The 18363-nt window shown below is 64.4% G+C and carries 15 protein-coding genes; 4 read left to right on the top strand and 11 right to left on the bottom strand.

Annotated elements, in window-relative coordinates:
• Window positions 1–103: 103 nt before the first annotated feature.
• Window positions 104–847, top strand: a complete 744-nt coding sequence (locus XH98_RS33715; protein WP_271621141.1) for a class I SAM-dependent methyltransferase — start codon at window positions 104–106, stop codon at window positions 845–847.
• Between the two features lie 49 nt (window positions 848–896).
• Here the strand turns inward: XH98_RS33715 and XH98_RS33710 are convergent, their stop codons facing one another.
• Both XH98_RS33710 and XH98_RS33705 read right to left on the bottom strand, forming a co-directional pair.
• Complete coding sequence (locus tag XH98_RS33710) at window positions 897–3011, bottom strand: methyl-accepting chemotaxis protein (RefSeq protein ID WP_271621140.1); 2115 nt, start codon at window positions 3009–3011, stop codon at window positions 897–899.
• A 232-nt stretch (window positions 3012–3243) separates the two neighbouring features.
• On the bottom strand, window positions 3244–3846 hold the full coding sequence (locus XH98_RS33705) for a TetR/AcrR family transcriptional regulator (protein WP_271603178.1): 603 nt from the start codon (window positions 3844–3846) through the stop codon (window positions 3244–3246).
• A 202-nt stretch (window positions 3847–4048) separates the two neighbouring features.
• Here XH98_RS33705 and XH98_RS33700 point away from each other — a divergent pair, with 202 nt between their 5' ends.
• Both XH98_RS33700 and XH98_RS33695 read left to right on the top strand, forming a co-directional pair.
• On the top strand, window positions 4049–5290 hold the full coding sequence (locus tag XH98_RS33700; RefSeq protein ID WP_271603179.1) for an efflux RND transporter periplasmic adaptor subunit: 1242 nt from the start codon (window positions 4049–4051) through the stop codon (window positions 5288–5290).
• A gap of 170 nt (window positions 5291–5460) precedes the next feature.
• A complete protein-coding gene (locus tag XH98_RS33695; RefSeq protein ID WP_271621232.1) occupies window positions 5461–8661 on the top strand; it encodes an efflux RND transporter permease subunit in 3201 nt (1066 codons plus the stop codon).
• A 37-nt stretch (window positions 8662–8698) separates the two neighbouring features.
• Here XH98_RS33695 and XH98_RS33690 read toward each other — a convergent pair whose 3' ends face one another.
• From XH98_RS33690 to XH98_RS33665, 6 genes are all read right to left on the bottom strand, one after another.
• Window positions 8699–9196, bottom strand: coding sequence for a hypothetical protein (locus tag XH98_RS33690; RefSeq protein ID WP_271621139.1), 498 nt, complete (start codon window positions 9194–9196; stop codon window positions 8699–8701).
• A 94-nt stretch (window positions 9197–9290) separates the two neighbouring features.
• Window positions 9291–9737 (bottom strand): MaoC family dehydratase, encoded by a 447-nt coding sequence (locus XH98_RS33685; protein ID WP_271621138.1) that lies wholly within the window; start codon window positions 9735–9737, stop codon window positions 9291–9293.
• A 387-nt stretch (window positions 9738–10124) separates the two neighbouring features.
• Window positions 10125–10547, bottom strand: a complete 423-nt coding sequence (locus XH98_RS33680) for a hypothetical protein (RefSeq protein WP_271621137.1) — start codon at window positions 10545–10547, stop codon at window positions 10125–10127.
• A gap of 12 nt (window positions 10548–10559) precedes the next feature.
• Window positions 10560–10781 (bottom strand): hypothetical protein, encoded by a 222-nt coding sequence (locus XH98_RS33675; protein WP_057758280.1) that lies wholly within the window; start codon window positions 10779–10781, stop codon window positions 10560–10562.
• 113 nt (window positions 10782–10894) lie between these two features.
• Entirely contained in the window at window positions 10895–11713 is an 819-nt protein-coding gene (locus XH98_RS33670) for a lytic murein transglycosylase (protein ID WP_271621136.1), read from the bottom strand.
• A 234-nt stretch (window positions 11714–11947) separates the two neighbouring features.
• Window positions 11948–13807: a flavin-containing monooxygenase gene (locus XH98_RS33665; RefSeq protein WP_271603184.1), complete on the bottom strand. Its 1860-nt coding sequence runs from the start codon at window positions 13805–13807 to the stop codon at window positions 11948–11950.
• 224 nt (window positions 13808–14031) lie between these two features.
• On the opposite strand from XH98_RS33665, the gene XH98_RS33660 reads away from it, so the two are divergent.
• Complete coding sequence (locus tag XH98_RS33660; protein WP_271603185.1) at window positions 14032–15141, top strand: glycoside hydrolase family 172 protein; 1110 nt, start codon at window positions 14032–14034, stop codon at window positions 15139–15141.
• A gap of 31 nt (window positions 15142–15172) precedes the next feature.
• Here XH98_RS33660 and XH98_RS33655 read toward each other — a convergent pair whose 3' ends face one another.
• From XH98_RS33655 to XH98_RS33645, 3 genes are read right to left on the bottom strand one after another with little or no spacing between them, the layout of a single operon-like run.
• Window positions 15173–16039 carry an efflux RND transporter periplasmic adaptor subunit gene (locus tag XH98_RS33655; protein ID WP_271621135.1) on the bottom strand — a complete coding sequence of 289 codons (867 nt, stop codon included), beginning with the start codon at window positions 16037–16039 and terminating at the stop codon, window positions 15173–15175.
• Complete coding sequence (locus tag XH98_RS33650) at window positions 16036–16242, bottom strand: DUF1656 domain-containing protein (protein WP_271603187.1); 207 nt, start codon at window positions 16240–16242, stop codon at window positions 16036–16038. Before XH98_RS33650 ends, XH98_RS33655 begins: the two co-directional genes overlap by 4 nt.
• Window positions 16239–18290 (bottom strand): FUSC family protein, encoded by a 2052-nt coding sequence (locus tag XH98_RS33645; protein WP_271621134.1) that lies wholly within the window; start codon window positions 18288–18290, stop codon window positions 16239–16241. Before XH98_RS33645 ends, XH98_RS33650 begins: the two co-directional genes overlap by 4 nt.
• Window positions 18291–18363: the final 73 nt, after the last annotated feature.

Below are 18363 nucleotides of genomic sequence, written 5' to 3'. Positions count from 1 at the left end.
GCCATAGCGATCCTCATGGGTTGCAGACGTCGATAATGCAGGTGACCTCTATCTGCGACTTCGATATGTTGCAGTTTGCTGCCAGGTTGAGGGGAGTCCAGCCATGGCGACGTCAACTGCCAACGGCTATTCGAGCAGAGTGAGCGAGTATGTCTCCGGGCGTCCCGAATATCCGGTGGCCTTGCTCTCTGACCTGCCGCAGTCCGACACGATCATCGATCTTGGCGCAGGCACCGGGAAATTTACTGAGCTGTTGGCACTGAGCGGAAAGCACATTCTCGCGGTGGAACCGATCGCTGAGATGGCTGCGCGCATTCCGGTCGATCGTCTGGCGGCAGTTGAAGTCCTTATCGGTAGTGCCGAGAGCATTCCGGCGCCTGATAGAGTTGCGGGTCTGGTTTGTTGCGCTACCGCCTTTCATTGGTTCGACTATGAAAAGGCGACACGGGAGATTTTTCGAGTTCTGAAGCCGAACGGCGCTCTCGCTTTGATCTGGAATGTGCGAGACGAGCGCGTACCCTGGGTCGCGGCGTTTTCTAGGATCATGGATGGCTATGCGAGTGATACACCGCGGCAGTCTACCGGCAAATGGCGCGTGATCTTCGACGATGCGCGCTTTCGCCACCTGGAGAGTAAAAGCTATCCATTCAGTCAATCCATGCCGCCCAGCGGAATCATGGACCGCGCCCTGTCGACCAGCTTCATCGCTGTCTTGCCGAGTGAGGAACAGGACCGCGTTCGCACCGCGGTTGATAGCATCATCCAAAATGATCCCGCGCTGATCGGGCACCACATCGTCGCGTTTCCTTACGTGACGGAGCTGCACCTATTCGCAAAACAGGGCTGACCGCAATCCTCGGCCCGTCGGTCGTATCCCATTCACTTGCTGCGGTGGGTTACGCCGCGCGCATGTCTTCCAGGAACTTCCCGACCTCGAGCTTGAGCCGGCCGGAGTCTGCGGCGAGCAACTGGGCGGTGGCCAACACATGCGAGGAGGCCGAGCCGGTCTCGCTCGCGCCATGCCGGACGTCGGTGACGTTTGCGGAGACCTGCTGGGTGCCGTTCGCCGCCTGCTGCACGTTGCGGGCGATTTCCTGCGTGGCCGCGCCTTGCTCTTCGACGGCGGCAGCGATGGCCGAGGAGATTTCCGACAGCTTCTCGATCGTGCCGCTGATCTCCCTGATCGCGCCGACCGATTCCTGTGTCGCGGACTGGACGCTGGTAATCTGTTGACGGATTTCCTCGGTTGCCTTCGCGGTCTGCTGCGCCAGCGCTTTCACCTCGGAGGCGACCACGGCAAAGCCGCGGCCGCTATCGCCGGCGCGCGCCGCCTCGATGGTGGCGTTCAGCGCCAGCAGATTGGTTTGGCTGGCGATCGAGTCGATCAGTTCCACGACGTCACCGATCCGACCCGCGGCCTGCGACAATTCGCTGACGCGTTCATTGGTGCGGCTAGCCTGCTCAACCGCGTCTCCGGCGATGCGTGCGGATTCCTGGACCTGGCGGCTGATCTCGTGGACCGAGGAGGTCAGTTCCTCGGTGGCGGAGGCTACCGACTGCACGTTGGCGGAGGCTTCATTTGAGGCGTCTGCGACCGCCATCGACAGCACCTTCGACCGATCGGCCGTGGTGTTCAGTGTACCGGCGGCAGCCTCGAGTTCGGTCGCCGCGGACGAAACCGTGTTCACGATCTCGCCGACCATGGCCTCGAAATTGCGCGTGATGGTCTCGACGCGGCGGCTGCGCGCGATCTGCGCTTCGGCGTCACGCGCGACTCCCTCGTCCGCGAGTTTCTTCGCGATCAGCGCATCCTTGAAGATCTGGAGCGCGTTTGCCATGGTACCGATCTCGTCGCCGCGATGTCCGTCCGGAATTGCGACATCGAGATCGCGGTCGGCAAGCCGCAGAGTCGCGCCCGTCAGTCGAGTCAGCGGGCGGATGACCTGGCGCATCACCGCGACGACGACTGCGAGCGAGGTGGCGAACACGACGAAGAGAGCCGCAAGAGCCCAGACGAGCCGGGTCTGCGCCTGCCCGATCGCTGCGTCATTGGCCCTGTGGGCAAAGCTCAAGGCGGCGTCGCGCAGACCCAGCACGCTGTTCAGGACGGTCCCCCAGTCGGCCTCGCCGACCGGGGAAGGACGCCCCTCGCGTGCGGCCGCGGCGACGTCGCGAAACCGTGGCTCGCCTTCATCCATCAGTGTCGTGCGCACCGGCTTGATGGCGTTCACGAGCTCAGGCGCATCTCCGGCATTGTGCACACCTTGCTCGATCTGCTTCCAGATCAGCGCGACCTGGCCGCTCAGCTCGGTCGCTTCGACGATCTGTGCCGCAGACATGGGCTGCTTACGGACCAGAAGTCCGAGGAGGGCCGCACGGGAGCCGTTGATCGCGCGCATGGCTTGCGCTCTTTGTGCGAGCTCCGCCGACGGCAGCAGATTTTCGATGTCGCTTCCGACGCGCGACAGGCTGATCAAGGCTTCGCTTGTCGCCGCCGTGAGTGCATCGACCGCGCGGGCCAGACCGTCGACGATGGCCGACTGGCTGTTGGCGGGGCGCTGCGCCTTGGGCTGCATCGCCGCCTGACGCGCGACATTGCGCGTATTCTGCAAGGCTGTTTCGGCGGCTTCGATCGATCCCGCCGGCAGCTCAGCCGCGCGAATGGCCTGCTTTGCGGCACCGATCGCGGCATCCGTGGCGGCGAGTGCCTTGTCCAGAGCGGACAGGTTCTCGGGCGTGGCAGCATCGGTCAAACCCATGACCGCGAACCAGGCGGAGCGTTCGGCCGGGATCCGGCTGTTGGCCTTCATCACCAGTTCGAATGCGGACAGCGCGCGCGCCGCACTTTCGCTCTTGCGGAGATCGCCCCATCCGCTCCAGGCGATTGCTGCCGCGAAAGCCACCGCGAGAAGGCTCGTGATCAGATTGCCGGCCAGCAACCGCCATCGCAGGCTGATGCCCTTCTGTCGACTGACGGATGAGCGTTCCGGCGAAAAGGAAAGATCTGACATCATGGCACCAGGCAAAATCGCGCGATTGAGCTGTGGAAGGTATCGATGGGTCGCTCGCCCGGGCACGGTACTTCGCAATCGCAACCAAACTCTTACGCTTCGAGCCCGCGCATTTACGGATGCCGATCATCGACCTGACGCACGGACTGACGTCCGCGATGATCTTGAACGGGCGATGCCATGCCCGACGCCTGCTCATCGCGAGGCCACCCCCTACCAACGGCGGCGTAGCCTAGTCCCGCGCCGACTGCGCCTCGACGGCCTGCACCGCTACGCTCGCCACCTGACGCAGCGCCTCTCGGTCGGAGCCCGACGATGCCATCACGCCCATGCCGACCGATACGGCCGACACATAGCGCGCGAGCGCGGCGGGATCGGATGCCGGCTTCAGGTCGCCCTCCGCCTTTGCACGGATGAAACGCTCGCGGAGCTGGTCTTCGTTCTGGGCTCTGCGCGCGGCAAGCTCGAAGGGGACGTTCTCGGAGCCAGTCCCGCAGGCGATGCCGCCTTGCACGAGCAGGCAGCCGGGCGGATTGGCGGGATCGGTCTGCTTCTCGGCGATGCCCATCAGCATCCGCTCGGCGACCTCGCGGGCGGTCGGTGCGGACACCACCTCGTCCATCCAGGCGCCGCGTAATTTGGTGTAGCGGTCGAGCGCGGCCTTGAGCAGGCCTTCCTTGTTGCCGAAACAGGCATACAGGCTCGGCGGGTTGATCCCCATGGCCTCCGTGAGCTGGGCAATCGTGGCGCCTTCATAGCCGTGGCGCCAAAACACTTCCATCGCCCGGTCCAACGCGACGTCAGCGTCGAATTCGCGGGGGCGTCCCATGCCCATGTCACTGATCTCCTCGGATTCGGCGCCGTCCCTCGATCTTAACGCCAGCTCCTATCTATTTGTTCTATCGTTCTTTTCTTTTCCGCCTTCCCATTCTTGCGGTAAGCAGCTACAATTTTCTTAGCGAACGGTACATAAGTATCTTGCGCTGCGATATCCAGCTCCACATCTGTAGTGAACACTACATATCTGGAGCGCGCAAATGCCCCCCACCCAAAAAGTCTCTCGTCCCGGCCGCATCCGCCGTCTTCTCGGTGGCGTTGCTGTTGTGGGCGCCCTCGCCGTGGCCGGCTCGATCGCGACCGGCCACTACCTCCGTTCGGCCCAGGCCACCGCAACGGCGGCGGCGGCCGAACAGGCCGTGCCGGTGACGGTCGCTCTGATCGAGCCGAAGCAGACCGTGCTGTGGGACGATTTCTCCGGCCGGCTCGAGGCCATCCAGCGCGTCGAGCTGCGGCCGCGCGTTGCCGGTGCGATCCTGTCGACCAATTTCACCGAAGGCGCGCTGGTGAAGGCCGGCGACGTTCTCTTCAAGATTGATCCGGCGCCTTATGCCGCCGAGGTGGACAAGGCTGCCGCACAGCTCGAAGCCGCGAAGGCGCGCGTCGTCTTCACCCAGAGCGAGCTCGAACGCGGCGCGCAGCTGGTCGGCAACGCCGTGGTGACGCGGCGCGATTACGACCAGCGCGACAACGCCAATCGCGAGGCCATCGCCAACGTCAAGGCGGCCGAAGCGACGCTGCAGACCGCAAAGCTCAATCTCGACTACACCGAGGTGCGCGCGCCGGTTGACGGCCGCGTCGGCAAGATCGAGGTCACCGTCGGCAATCTCGTCGCTGCCGGCACCGCCTCTCCCATCCTGACCTCGCTGGTCTCGGTCAATCCGATCTACGCCTCGTTCGATGCGGATGAAGAGGTCGTGCTGCGGGCGCTGAATTCGATCGCGGATGGCAGCGGCAAGCGCGGCAATCTCGACCAGATCCCGGTGGAGATGACGACGTCAGGCGGCCTTTCGGCCAAGGGCCACATCCAGCTCATCGACAACCAGGTCAACGGCCAGAGCGGCACCATCCGCGTCCGCGCGGTCTTCCAGAACGACGACGGGCGTCTGATCCCCGGCCAGTTCGCCCGCGTGCGGATGGGCCAGCCGATGCAGCAGACCCTGGTGATGATCGACGAACGCGCGATCGGCACCGACCAGGACAAGAAGTTCGTGATGGCTGTAGGCGATGACAGCCGCGCAGTGTATCGGCCGATCACGCTCGGCGGCGCGGTCGACGGCCTGCGCATCGTCACCGCGGGGCTGAAGACTGGCGATCGCATCGTCGTCAACGGTCTGCAACGCGTGCGTCCGGGCGCCCTCCTCAAGACGGAAGTGGCGGCGATGGGTGCGCGCGGGCAGCAAGCTTCCAACCACAGCAACCAGGACGTGGTGCAACGCTAGTGTTCTCCGTCATTCCGGGGCGCGCATAGCGCGAACTACGGTGCGCAATTGCGCACCTGAGAATCTGGAGATTACGAAACTCCGACTATCTCACCTCTGGATTCCGGGTTCGCGGGCTCTGCCCGCGCCCCGGAATGACGGGAGAGGTGTCTCTCGCGCAAGGCAAGTTCATGAATCTCTCGAAATTTTTCATCGATCGTCCGATCTTCGCCGGCGTGCTGTCGGTGCTGATCTTCCTCGCCGGGCTGATCTCGCTGTTCGCGATGCCGATCTCGGAATACCCTGACGTGGTGCCGCCCTCCGTCCTGGTGCGGGCGACCTACCCTGGCGCCAATCCCAAGGTGATCGCGGAAACGGTGGCGACGCCGATCGAGGAGCAGATCAACGGCGTCGAAGGCATGCTCTACATGTCTAGCCAGGCCACCACCGACGGCGCGATGACGCTGACGGTGACGTTCCGCCTCGGCACCGACCCCGACAAGGCGACGCAGCTGGTGCAGAACCGGGTGCAGCAGGCCGAGCCGCGCCTGCCGGCCGTGGTGCGCCAGCTCGGCATCATCACCAAGAAGTCGTCGCCCGACCTCACCATGGTCGTGCATCTGCTGTCGCCGAACAACCGCTACGACATGACCTATTTGCGCAACTACGCGGTGCTGAACGTCAAGGATCGCCTGGCGCGGATCGACGGCGTCGGCGACGTCCAGCTCTATGGCGCCGGCGACTATTCGATGCGGGTCTGGGTCGATCCGCAGAAGGCGGCCGAGCACGGTCTGACCGCCAGCGACATCGTCAAGGCGATCCAGGCGCAGAACGTCGAGGCCGCCGCCGGCGTGGTCGGCTCGTCGCCGAACGTCAGGGGTATCGACCTGCAGCTCTCCGTCAATGCGGAGGGGCGGCTCGCCAACGAAGAGCAGTTCGGCGACATCGTGGTCAAGACAGGCACGCGCGGCGAAGTCGTGCGCCTGCGTGACGTCGCGCGCATCGAGCTGGGAGCCTCCGAATACGGCCTGCGCTCGCTGCTCGACAACAAGCAGGCGGTGGCGATCCCGATCTTCCAGGCGCCCGGCTCCAACGCGCTGCAGATTTCCGATCACGTCCGTGCCACCATGGCGGAGATCAAGAAGAACATGCCGGAGGGCGTGTCCTACCAGATCGTCTACGATCCCACCCAGTTCGTGCGCTCCTCGATCGAGGCCGTGATCCATACGCTGCTGGAGGCGATCGCGCTGGTGGTGCTGGTCGTGATCCTGTTCCTGCAGACTTGGCGCGCCTCGATCATCCCGCTGCTGGCCGTGCCGGTGTCGATCGTCGGCACCTTCGCGGTGATGCACGTGTTCGGCTTCTCCATCAACGCGCTCAGCCTGTTCGGCCTCGTGCTCGCGATCGGCATCGTCGTCGACGACGCCATCGTCGTGGTCGAGAATGTCGAGCGCAACATCGAGGCCGGACTGTCGCCGCGCGATGCGACCTATCAGGCGATGCGCGAGGTCTCGGGGCCGATCATCGCGATCGCGATGGTGCTGATCGCGGTGTTCGTGCCGCTCGCCTTCATCTCCGGCTTGACGGGACAGTTCTACAAGCAGTTCGCGCTGACGATCGCGATCTCGACCGTGATCTCGGCGATCAACTCGCTGACCTTGTCGCCGGCGCTGTCGGCGCTGCTGCTCAAGGGCCACGACGAGCCGAAGGATCGGCTGACGATCATTCTCGAAAAGGGTTTTGGCTGGTTCTTCCGCCGCTTCAACCGGGCCTTCACCTACTCCTCGAACAGCTATAGCGGCACCGTGACCAAGGTGATCTCGGGCAAGGCCGCGGTGATGGGTCTCTACGTCGTCCTCGTCGGCGTCACCGCTTTCCTGTTCCAGCAGGTGCCTGGTGGCTTCGTGCCGGGCCAGGACAAGCAATATCTGGTCGGCTTCTCGCGCCTGCCCGATGGCGCCACGCTCGACCGCACCGAAGAGGTGATCCGCAAGATGAGCGACATCGCGCTGACCCAGCCCGGTGTCGAGAGCTCGGTTGCCTTCCCGGGCCTGTCGATCTCCGGCTTCACCAACTCCTCCAACGCCGGCATCGTGTTCTCGACGCTGAAACCGTTCGACGAGCGCAAGGATCCCTCGCTGAGCGGCCCTGCGCTCGCCGCCGAGCTGAACAAGAAATATGCCGGCATCCAGGAAGCCTTCATCGCCATGTTCCCGCCGCCGCCGGTCAACGGCCTCGGCACCATCGGTGGCTTCAAGCTGCAGATCGAGGACCGCGCGGGCCTTGGCTATGAGGCGCTGAACGACGCCACCAAGGCGTTCATGGCGGCGATGCAGAAGGCGCCGGAGATCGCCGGCGTGTTCTCGAGCTTCCAGGTCAACGTGCCCCAGCTGTTCGCCGATATCGACCGCACCAAGGCGCTGCAACTGGGCGTGCCCGTGACCGAGGTGTTCAACACGCTGCAGATTTACCTCGGCTCCTACTACGTCAACGACTTCAACAAGTTTGGCCGCACCTATTCAGTCCGGGTCCAGGCCGACGCGCCGTTCCGTGCCCGTGCCGACGATATCAGGCAGTTGAAGGTGCGCTCGTCCTCCGGCGACATGGTGCCGCTGTCGGCTCTGCTCACGATCCGCCAGAGCGCGGGTCCGGAGCGCGCGATCCGCTATAACGGCTTCCTGTCGTCCGACATCAACGCCGCCGCTGCGCCCGGTTACTCCTCCGGCCAGGCGCAGGAAGCGGCGACGCGCATCGCGGCGGAGGTGCTGCCACCCGGCTTTGCCTTCGAATGGACCGACCTCACCTATCAGGAGTTCATCGCCGGCAATTCCGGGCTCTGGGTGTTCCCGCTGGCGATCCTGCTGGTGTTCCTGGTGCTGGCCGCGCTCTATGAGAGCCTGACCCTGCCGCTCTCGATCATCATGATCGTGCCGATGGGCCTGTTGGCTGCGATGTTCGGCGTCTGGCTCTCCAAGGGTGACAACAACGTCTTCACCCAGATCGGCCTGATCGTGCTCGTGGGACTCTCCGCCAAGAACGCGATCCTGATCGTCGAATTCGCCCGCGAGCTTGAATTCGCCGGCCGCACGCCGATCCGGGCCGCGATCGAAGCGAGCCGGCTGCGCCTGCGTCCGATCCTGATGACGTCGATGGCGTTCATCATGGGCGTGCTGCCGCTGGTGCTCTCGACCGGCGCCGGTTCCGAGATGCGGCGCGCGATGGGCGTTGCCGTGTTCTCCGGCATGATCGGCGTCACCGTGTTCGGCCTGTTCCTGACGCCGGTGTTCTATGTGCTGCTGCGGACCGTCACCGGCATGAAGCCGCTGGTGCATCACGGCAGCGACATCAGCGCGGCACCGGTGCAGGGCTCGGTCGCCAATCCCGGGCACTAAAGCCTGATGGGACCGGACAACCAGATCGCGCCTCGATCTATTTCCGGTTCTCCTCGCAGAACTTCAGCGCGGCGAGCGCCTCGCCGGCGCGCGGGATCTGCATCTCGATGCTGTCGTCGTCATCGTCCTCGAAGTCCAGCGTCAGACGCTTGGCTCTCGAGAGGCGGTCCATGATGGACTGATCGTACTCGAAGATGCCGCGCACGGTGGTCTTGTCCATGACCTCCCACTTCGCCTTCGCCATGATGTCGACGTCGTCGGTGCCGACGTCGGCACGCAGGATCTCGCCGACCTTGTCCCACTCCCAGCCATCATAGATCATCACGATCACGATGGCCTTGTCCGAATAGGTGATGACGATGACGTAGTCGCGGTTCTCGTCGTCCTTGTCCTTGTAGCCGCGGCTCGCGTTGCAATGGGTGTCCTGGGTCCGTTTCTCGATGGTCCAGTCGCCGACCTTGGATTGCTGCGCCACCGCTGGCCCGGCGATCAAGGCCGCGGCGAACAGTCCAGCGGCAAGGCAGATTAGTTTCATGTCAGCCTCCAGCGCTTCCCCGCGCCAAGCTGACCACCTCTGCCGGAAAGCCGCAAGGGCCGGCTCGACGCGGCCGCCGGCGAAGGGGGGCCGGCTACGTTCGCCTTGGCACGATCGCGATCGGGGTGAAGGTGTAAACCTCCTCGCCGTTCTGATTGAACATCGTCCACTTCACCATGGCGATGCCCTGCGGCTTCGACTTCGACGGCGTCAGGCTCATGACCTCGCCGACCAGATGCAGCCGGTCGTTGGGCCGCACTGGAATGGTCCAGCGCAAGCCGTCGACGCCGGCGCCGATCAGCGGGTGCAGGCCGAAGGGCCGGGTCTGGATCGCCAGATTCATGGCGATCGCCGCGGTGTGCCAACCCGAGGCAGCCAGGCCCTTGAACAGGGTGTCCTTGGCGGCTTCGTGATCCAGATGCATCGGCTGCGGGTCGAACTCGGCGGCGAACCGCTTGATGTCGGCTTCGCTGACCACGACCTCGGGGGATTTGAAGCGCATCCCGACGGTGAGATCGTCGAACCAGGCGACCTGAGCCATGATTTTGCCTCGAAATGTGACATGCCGCGCGCGCAATGCACACGACCAAAAGGTGGATCGTTCAAGGGATGTAGCGGTTCGGCTGCCCGCAGGATAGGTCCCGGTTCCCCGCGAAACCCCTTTCCTATCTCGACGAAACACGCCTGAAACAGAGAGCCGGTTATCTAGTTGTCAAAATCATACAGGGACGTGCGCCATGCAATTCTTCCTCGACCTGATCAGCGAATATGCCTGCTGCCAGCACCTCGTCGCGCAGCCGCTTGGGGAGGACGACATATGATCGAGCTCATCTCCGTTGTCCTCGCCCTGTGCAGCATCGCCGTCTTCGCAGCGCACGCGGTGGACGCCTATCGCACCACCCACTTCTAGCCAACAGCGGCGGCGCGGTTAGAACGGCCGCCGGTAGAAGTGCTCTGAATGCGTCGCCGGCGGAAACCGGTTGGCGAGCGCGAGTGCCCCCTTTTCGTCCGTCTCGAGCGCGATCTTCTGCGCCAGCATGACGTCGCCCGGCACCAGGAAGCCTGACGGGACGAAGCACCACCCCATCGTTGCATTGCCTGACGCATCGACCTCGTGGACGTTGGCGGCCGTGCCGTAGTGGATGCGATAGCGCTTGCCGCTATCGCAGCCGATGACGTCGAAATGCCGGTACTGATCGAACTGAGCGCGCTGCTCGTCGGAGAGCCATTCAGCCAATAACCGCCTCCCCCGCGCCTCGGGCGTGTTCTCGCCGAAGAAGCGCCGGTAGAGCTCGCGGAGCGCGTGCAACCGCGCCCGCGCGGGCGCGCGGAGTCTGAAGACCGCGATCATGGACCGTTCAGATCAACCGCCGACCAGGCGGGGATAGAACAGCGTTTCGTGCGCGGTCGGGTCGAACGATTTGATACGCGTAACTTCGCCGGGGCCGGTCCGATACGCGGCGGTGAAGCCCGCACCGGTCAATTCCCGAAAGCGTTGTTCGGCCTGCGCCAACGCTTCGGCATTTTCGGGATCAAACTCGTGGCGTGTATCGCCAGTCTGGTCCATCACGATCTGGGTAGCCATGTTGAGTTCTCCTCATGCCCAGCCCTGAACTTGATCTAAGCAAACCTCGTGCCGTCGGTTCCTGAAAGCAACAACTTTCTCTCTGAGACGTCCAGTCACGCCTTGCGGAGCACTCAACGCACCGCCGCCGTCCCGCCACCCCCGTCGATCTGCCGGCCCATCAGCGCAATGGCCTTTTGGTAGACGCCGGCCGCATTCCAGGCCTGGATGGCGGCGAAATTCGGCTCGCCCGGCTGGTAACCGGCTCCCGCACGCCAGCCATTGGCCTTGAGGAAGTTCGCCGTCGAGCTCAGCGCGTTGGCGGCGACGTCGAGATTGCCGGTGCCATAGGCCAGGATGTTCTTGGGCATGAACTGGGTCTGGCCGACCTCGCCATGCATGGAGCCGCGGGTCGCCCCTGATAGCACACCGCGGTCGACCAGCTTCAGCGCCGCATAGAGCTGCTCGGTGAAGAATTCGGGGCGACGGCAGTCATAGGCCAGCGTTGCGATCGACGAGAGCATGTTCTGGTTGCCGCGCTGGCTGCCGAAGCCGGTTTCCATGCCCCAGATCGCGATCAGCGGTCCCGGCGGCACGCCGTAACGCTGCTCGATCGAGGCGAACATCGCCGCCTGGGATTGCTTCAGAGACCGGCCGCGCGCCACGATGGTGGTGGCGCCACGCTTGGCCAGGAACTGGTCAAGCGACAGCGAAAAACTGTGCTGGCTGCGGTCGGCATTGATGGTGGCGCTGGCGTAATTGGTCTGCATCAGCGCCGCGATCGCGGTCTGGCCGATGCCCTTGCCCTGCGCTTCCGCGCTGAACTCGCGCTTCCAGGCCTCGAAACCGCCGGGCCCGTTGCCGCATTGCGCAGCCATGGCCGAGGGAGCCAGGGACAACAGCAGCGCGGCCGCGCCGATCAACGCCGTCGCAACGGTCCTGCCCTCAGTCATTCCTGCGCTTCCTTCTCTCAGATTTGCGCGACCGGCTCGCGCGCGGGCATGATCCTACGTCAGCCGGATCAGCTCAAGCCCCGACCGGTGCAATCAATGCAAGCAATGCGCTTGACATGAATCAAAGGCTGCCGTCGGTCCCGAGCAGGAAATCCACCATGAGGCCCTGGTGCTGCCGGTACATGTCTGTTCCGGTCGCGGTGACGCAGCCGTAGGGGGCCGGGATCATGCCGTTCATGCGGAGATCGGAGCGCCGTCGCTCTTCGCGTCGGCGCCATAGGTCAATTCCAGTCCGTCCAGATTGCCCTCCTTGCGCCAGATGGCGAGCAGCCTGAGAAACGCCATCGGTCCGCGCCAATACTGGCTATTGCGCGCCGCGATCGGATCGAACACGCCTTCATTGTTGTAGTAGCCCGGCGTGCATTCGGCGAGATAGGTCTGGCGGCCCACCGCGGCCTTCACCACCTCATCGACCCAGGCGTTCTCGGCCGCGAGCGTCGGCTCCAATGTCCTTGCGCCGCGCTTGCGCGCCTCAGATATCACATAGGCGATGTGCTGCGATTGCTCGTCGATGATGTGCGGGAAGTTGGCGCTCTGGCCGGCCTGCACGGTCACGATCAGGAAGCAGTTCGGGAAGCCGCGGCTGTAGAAGCCGTGCATCGTCTTGACGCCATCGCGCCAGCGCGCGGACAGGCTCATGCCGTCGCGGCCGTAGACTTCAAACCCCATGCGGCGCGCATAGTCGGTGCCGACCTCGAAACCGCTGGCATAGATCAGGCAGTCGAGCTCATAGGCCTTGCCGCCGGCGACGACCGCATTCTCCGTGATGGCTTCGACGCCCCTGCCTTTGGTATCGACGAGATGCACATTGGGACGGTTGAACGTGTCGAGATATTCGTCGTGAAAGCACGGCCGCTTGCAGAACGCCTTGTACCAGGGCTTCAGCGCCGCTGCTGCCGCCTCATCCTTCACGATCGCATCGACGCGGGCGCGGATCTCCTCCATCTTGCGATAGTCGGCCTGCTCGATCACCTTCAGCGCCTCTTCCATCGAGGCGACCTTATGCTTCTGGCGGCGCGGCGCCAGCAGGATCTCGCCGAGCAGGCCGGTCCAGCCGTCCTGCACCAGATCCTGCTCGAACGGCTCGCCTGAAATCACCGCAGTGAAATTGTCCATCCGCTCGCGTTGCCAGCCGGGCTTCAGGCTTTCCACCCAGGCGGCATCCGTCGGGCGGTCGGCGCGCACACCGATCGCGGACGGCGTGCGCTGGAACACGTAGAGCTCTTTGGCCGAGCGGCCGAGATGCGGCACGCATTGCACCGATGTGGCGCCGGTGCCGATGATGCCGACGCGCTTGTCGGCAAGCCCGGTAAGACCGCCCTCCGCACTGCCGCCGGTGTAAGCATAATCCCAACGGCTGGTATGGAAGCTGTGACCCCTGAAGCTCTCGATGCCGGGGATACCGGGCAGCTTCGGCCGGCTCAGCGGGCCTCCCGCGAGAATCACGAAGCGCGCGCGGATGCGATCGCCCCGATCGGTCTCGACCAGCCAGCGCCCCTCCTGCTCCTGCCATGTCATGCACGAGATGACGGTCTGAAACAGCGCACGCGCGTACAGATCGAAATGGCGGCCGATGCGGCGCGAGTGTTCGTAGATCTCCGGCGCGCGCGCATATTTGCGAACCGGCATGTATCCGGTCTCTTCCAGCAGCGGCAGGTAGATGTAGCTCTCGGTATCGCAGGCCGCGCCCGGATAACGATTCCAGTACCAGGTGCCGCCGAAATCGGCGGCCTTTTCCACAATGCGGAAATCGTCGATACCGGCCGCGCGCAGACGCGCGCCACACAACAGGCCGCCGAAGCCACCGCCGACAACAAGCACTTCGGTTTCTTCGCTTAAGGCTTTGCGCGCAAAACCGGCATCGGCCCAGGGATCGTCGAGATAGCGGGCAAAGTCGCCTGTTACCTCGACATATTGCGCCTTGCCCTCGGAGCGCAGACGCAGGTCACGCTCGTCGCGATAACGCGCACGCAAGGCCTCGATGTCGATCGTAGGTATGCCGGCTGTTTCGGTCTTGTGTCTTTCCGCTGACATCGATCTCCTCCACCGCGGGCCGCTGCTTCGCCGGCAGCTTCCGCCACTTAGCCCCGAAAAAGTGACGCATGCAATCGCGTCCATCGGAGATGGCGGGAACGCCCTCTTCCTCTCGTCGTCGGCAACAGGGAGCGACCGTGCTTTCGCTACGCCGTCATCTTCATCTTTTGGTAGATTCGGCAGCGATATATCCCTGATATCGCTAACTCCTGATCGAGGACATCATGGCGTTTTCCGGATTGGGCCTGCATCTCGGCAATTTGTCGCGCCTGTCGGACGCGCAGACGCGGTCGATCAGCCCCGAGAATTTCACCGGTGAAAAGGGCAAGGGCGGCATCTCCGTCGATGGCCCGGCAGCGCGTCAGGCCCGCGACCTCGGCCGGGGCTGGAAGGTGTCTCCCTATGTCGTGATCGAGCCCGGCGCGACGTTCACGCTCGCGAACATCGAGGGCCAGGGCGCGATCCAGCAGATCTGGATGACGCTGGCGCGCGGACGGCTTCGCCATTCCATCCTGCGCATCTACTGGGACGACCAGGCGCAGCCGAGCGTGGAATGCCCGGCCGGCGATTTCTTCGCCTGTGGCTGGGAGGAATTTGCGCAGGTGTCGTCGCTCGCGGTCTGCGTCAATCCGGGACGCGCCTTCAATTGCTATTGGGAAATGCCGTTCCGCAAGCGCGCCCGCTTCACGCTGGAGAACCGCAGCGAAGAGGCGCTGACCGTCTACTACCAGATCAACTACACCCTGACCGAGGTGCCGGAAGACTGCGCCTATTTCCATGCGCAATTCCGCCGCACCAATCCGCTTCCTTTCAAGGAGGTCTACACCATTCTCGACGGCATCAATGGCCGCGGCCATTATGTCGGCACCTACATGGCCTGGGGCGTCAACAACAACGGTTGGTGGGGCGAAGGCGAGATCAAGTTCTTCATCGACGGCGACGGCGAATTCCCGACCATCTGCGGCACCGGCACGGAGGACTATTTCTGCGGCGCCTATAATTTCGATCCCCATGTCGCGCATGCCGGCCAGGGGCAATCCCGCTATGTGGAGTTCACAACGCCCTATGCCGGCCTGCCGCAGGTGATCCGGCCCGACGGCGTCTACAAATCGCAGCAACGGTTCGGCCTGTACCGCTGGCACATCCCCGATCCGATCCGCTTTCAGAGCGACCTGCGCGTGACCATCCAGGCGCTCGGCTGGCTGCCCGGCGTCAGGGAATCGAAATATCTCCCGCTGCAGGACGACATCGCCTCGGTCGCGTTCTGGTATCAGACACTGCCGACGGCAATATTCCCTGAGCTGCCCGGGCCGGACTATCTGGAAATAGCTTAGGGCGTGATCCAGAAAAGCGTGCAACGCGCCTTCAATTCAACACCTCCACCGTCGCCGAGCGCCCCGCGACCAGCGAGATTGCCTCGGGCACGGGATCCAGCGCGATGCGCACGGGCACACGCTGGGCGAGACGCACCCAGCTGAATGTCGGATTGACGTTGGCAAGCAGATTCGCACCCTCGGCACGGTCGCGGTCCTCGATGCCGGCAGCAATGCTCTCGACACGGCCGGTAAGGGTCGCCTTCTCGCCCATCAGACGAACCTGAACCTTGTCGCCGACGCGGATGCGCGCAAGCTTCGTCTCTTCGAAATAACCCTCGACATGCAGCGTGTCGCTGTCGACCAGCGCCATCACGCCCCTGCCCGCGGAGACGTAAGCGCCGGGCCGCAGATCCATGTTGGTGATCACGCCATTCACGGACGCCCGGACCTCGCTACGATCGAAATTGAGCTGGGCGACCGCGCGATCGGCGACCGCGGCATCGAAGGCGGCCTTGGCCTGAAGCTGGGTCGCGAGTACCTGCTCCTGCTTCTGCTGCGACACCGCGTCCGTCGTCAGCGCGGTATAGCGCTTCAGATCGGCATTGGCCTGGTCGAGCGTGGCCTGATGACCGGCGACAGCCGCATCGGCCTGCCGCAGCGCCAGCGCAAAGCGCTCACGATCGATCCTGAACAGCACGTCGCCGCGATGGACCTTCTGGTTGTCCTTGACCAGCACTTCGGTGACGAAGCCGGAGACATCGGGCGCGACCTGTACCACGTCGGCCCGCACGCGGCCGTCGCGGGTCCAGGGCGATTCCATGTAGTAGCCCCAAAGCTCGCGGCCGACACCGATCGCGGCGATAACAGCGATGATGGTCACCGCAAGCCGGCCGAGCCAGGCAAAATTTCCTTTCATGAGAGATACTCCGAGAGATAGACGACGCCGCCGAGCAGGCAGACGAAGACTGCGAAATCGAACAGCGCGCGGTGCCAGACCAGGCGATAGAGGTCGAAGCGCTGCATGATCCGGCGCAGGAGCGCGCTCAGCACATAGGCGACGATGATCCAGAGCAAGAGCGCCGGCACGAGCACACCGTAGATGTCGATCACATATCTCATGCCGCCACACTTGCATCTGCGCGCGGCCGATAGGCCGGCGCGTCCGGGAATAGGCCGCGCCTGATACCGACGAGGCCGATCAGCGCGTCTTCCCGCGCGGTGTCATTGGGATCCTTCACCGCCTGGCCCAGCGCTCGGTCGACGCTGGCCAGAAGCTCGCGCGGCATGCCCTCGCCCGCGTAGTTGCGGCAGGCGACGGCGAGCTGGTCGAGCATGTCGTCGATGACTGATATGGTCGACGCCGCGAGCCCGTAGCGCGCCCGGCGCAGATCGATGATGTTGATGCCGATGCGGAGCTGCACGAGGCTATCGGCGTCGCGCCGGTCGCTCTCGGACAGGAAGGCGATGCGCTGCACCAACAACCCGAGACGGTGCAGCATGAGCCCGGCGAACTCCGCGCGGTCGCGTTTGCCGCGCCGTTCGGCAGCGATCGCGATCGTGATCCAGCTCGACAGCACCAGGCGGTTGGCGATCCACTCGGCGCCCACCCCCCGCGCGATCCGCGTCACGACCTCCGCCATGATGACGCCGACGAAGAACGCGACAGCGGAATTGGCAAAGGACGCGAAGTCGGCCGCGTAGGTCGATTGCAGCGCGAGCAGCGTCGCGGTGTTGGCGGCGAGCGCCATGCCGGTGCCCGCCGTGGCGGGCCGGCTGATCAGCAAGCCATAGAGCAGGAAAGTCGGCGCCAGCGCAACGATCAGGACCTCGATATGGGAGATCGCGGGAATGATCGCGAACAGATAGATCGCGACCACGACGATGCCGACCAGCGACCACAGGCCGAAACTGCGGATGAATCGCGCGGGCTCATCCTGCGCGGCGAAGAACGAGCAGGCCACGGCCGCCATCATCGGCGCCGAGGCGCCGTCCGGCCAGCCCGTGCCGATCCAGAACGCGCAGGAGATCAGGATCGCCACGGTCGCGCCCGCTGCCGACCACAGTGCCAGGCCGCGATCGCGGTGACGCACCGGCGCAGCGCCAGCCTCGGATCGAAACGCCAGATCGAGCGTGGAGACGTTGCGGTTCTCGGCAATCGCCTCGGTCAGCGCACGGCAGTCGCGCGAGAGGTCAACCAGATCGCGCAACCGTGCCAGCAGGCTGGTGGTGATGATCCGTTCCCAGGACGCGCTGTCGTTCAGCCCCGCCTGCTGCTCCGCTATCGCGCCGCGGACACGGTCGGCCGGCTGCCGCGCGCTGACGTCGCTTCCAATCCATTGCGCAAGCTCGTCCAGCAGGCGCTTCAGCTCGGGCTGCCGCTGCAGGGCCTCCTCGCCCAATGCAGCCAGACGGTCCTCGATCGAGGCGATCACGGGCAGCAAGGTCAACATCCGCAGCCGGATTTCGCCGAGGCCGGTCACGGCATTGCGGTCGGTCAGGCGATCATAGGCAAGATGAGTTGAGAGCGTGTCGATCTCGACGATGTCGGTCGCGAGCTTGAGGCGCTTGTCGCGGCGCGTTTCGTCGGTCGCCTCCCGCAGCAGAACGACCTGGCTGAGGCGGCGTGCATCGGAAAGCCAGGTGTCCACGCGATGAGCCACGGCCGGCGCGACGCTGCGGGGGAACACGATGGTCGAGACCAGGCTGGCACAGATGATCCCGAGCGAGATCTCCTCCAGCCGCGCCACCGCGGTGTCGAAGATCGCACCTGGTTGGGACACCGAGGGAAAACCGATCAGGGCCACCGTGTATCCCGCCAGCATGAACAGATAGCTGCGCGGCGTGCCGTCGAGCAGCGACAGATAGAGACAGAATCCGACCCAGAGCGCGATCGCGAGGCATAGCAGTTCCGGCGCATTGACCAGATTTGGCACCAGCACCACCGTCATGGTGGCGCCGACCAGCGTGCCCATCACGCGGAAGAACGCCTTCGAGCTGGTGGCGCCGGCCAGCGGCTGCGAGGTGATGTAGACCGTCGCCATCGCCCAATAGGGCCGCGGCAGGTCCATGGCGAGCGCAATGACAAGCGCCAGCATCGAGGCGGCAAACGTCTTCAACGCGAAAATCAAGTCCGCGTGGCGGACCAGAAACGACTCACTTTCGCGCATGACTATTTCGCCTCTGGAAGCGCCGCTGCCCCGATGCGCTGTGCGTCGCGAAGGTTATCGCAAGTTCGTCCCC

It is taken from the genome of Bradyrhizobium sp. CCBAU 51745 (assembly GCF_028128715.1).
Classification (GTDB): Bacteria; Pseudomonadota; Alphaproteobacteria; order Rhizobiales; family Xanthobacteraceae; genus Bradyrhizobium; species Bradyrhizobium manausense.
Note: the sequence above shows the minus strand (reverse complement) of the source record. Positions and strands in the feature narration are given on the sequence as shown.

Bases quoted from the DNA above. Each gene is read 5' to 3' on its own strand.
- XH98_RS33715 (WP_271621141.1), top strand. From the start codon at position 104: ATGGCGACGTCAACTGCCAACGGCTATTCGAGCAGAGTGAGCGAGTAT.
- XH98_RS33710 (WP_271621140.1), bottom strand. From the start codon at position 3,011: ATGTCAGATCTTTCCTTTTCGCCGGAACGCTCATCCGTCAGTCGACAG.
- XH98_RS33705 (WP_271603178.1), bottom strand. From the start codon at position 3,846: ATGGGCATGGGACGCCCCCGCGAATTCGACGCTGACGTCGCGTTGGAC.
- XH98_RS33700 (WP_271603179.1), top strand. From the start codon at position 4,049: ATGCCCCCCACCCAAAAAGTCTCTCGTCCCGGCCGCATCCGCCGTCTT.
- XH98_RS33695 (WP_271621232.1), top strand. From the start codon at position 5,461: ATGAATCTCTCGAAATTTTTCATCGATCGTCCGATCTTCGCCGGCGTG.
- XH98_RS33690 (WP_271621139.1), bottom strand. From the start codon at position 9,196: ATGAAACTAATCTGCCTTGCCGCTGGACTGTTCGCCGCGGCCTTGATC.
- XH98_RS33685 (WP_271621138.1), bottom strand. From the start codon at position 9,737: ATGGCTCAGGTCGCCTGGTTCGACGATCTCACCGTCGGGATGCGCTTC.
- XH98_RS33680 (WP_271621137.1), bottom strand. From the start codon at position 10,547: ATGATCGCGGTCTTCAGACTCCGCGCGCCCGCGCGGGCGCGGTTGCAC.
- XH98_RS33675 (WP_057758280.1), bottom strand. From the start codon at position 10,781: ATGGCTACCCAGATCGTGATGGACCAGACTGGCGATACACGCCACGAG.
- XH98_RS33670 (WP_271621136.1), bottom strand. From the start codon at position 11,713: ATGACTGAGGGCAGGACCGTTGCGACGGCGTTGATCGGCGCGGCCGCG.
- XH98_RS33665 (WP_271603184.1), bottom strand. From the start codon at position 13,807: ATGTCAGCGGAAAGACACAAGACCGAAACAGCCGGCATACCTACGATC.
- XH98_RS33660 (WP_271603185.1), top strand. From the start codon at position 14,032: ATGGCGTTTTCCGGATTGGGCCTGCATCTCGGCAATTTGTCGCGCCTG.
- XH98_RS33655 (WP_271621135.1), bottom strand. From the start codon at position 16,039: ATGAAAGGAAATTTTGCCTGGCTCGGCCGGCTTGCGGTGACCATCATC.
- XH98_RS33650 (WP_271603187.1), bottom strand. From the start codon at position 16,242: ATGAGATATGTGATCGACATCTACGGTGTGCTCGTGCCGGCGCTCTTG.
- XH98_RS33645 (WP_271621134.1), bottom strand. From the start codon at position 18,290: ATGCGCGAAAGTGAGTCGTTTCTGGTCCGCCACGCGGACTTGATTTTC.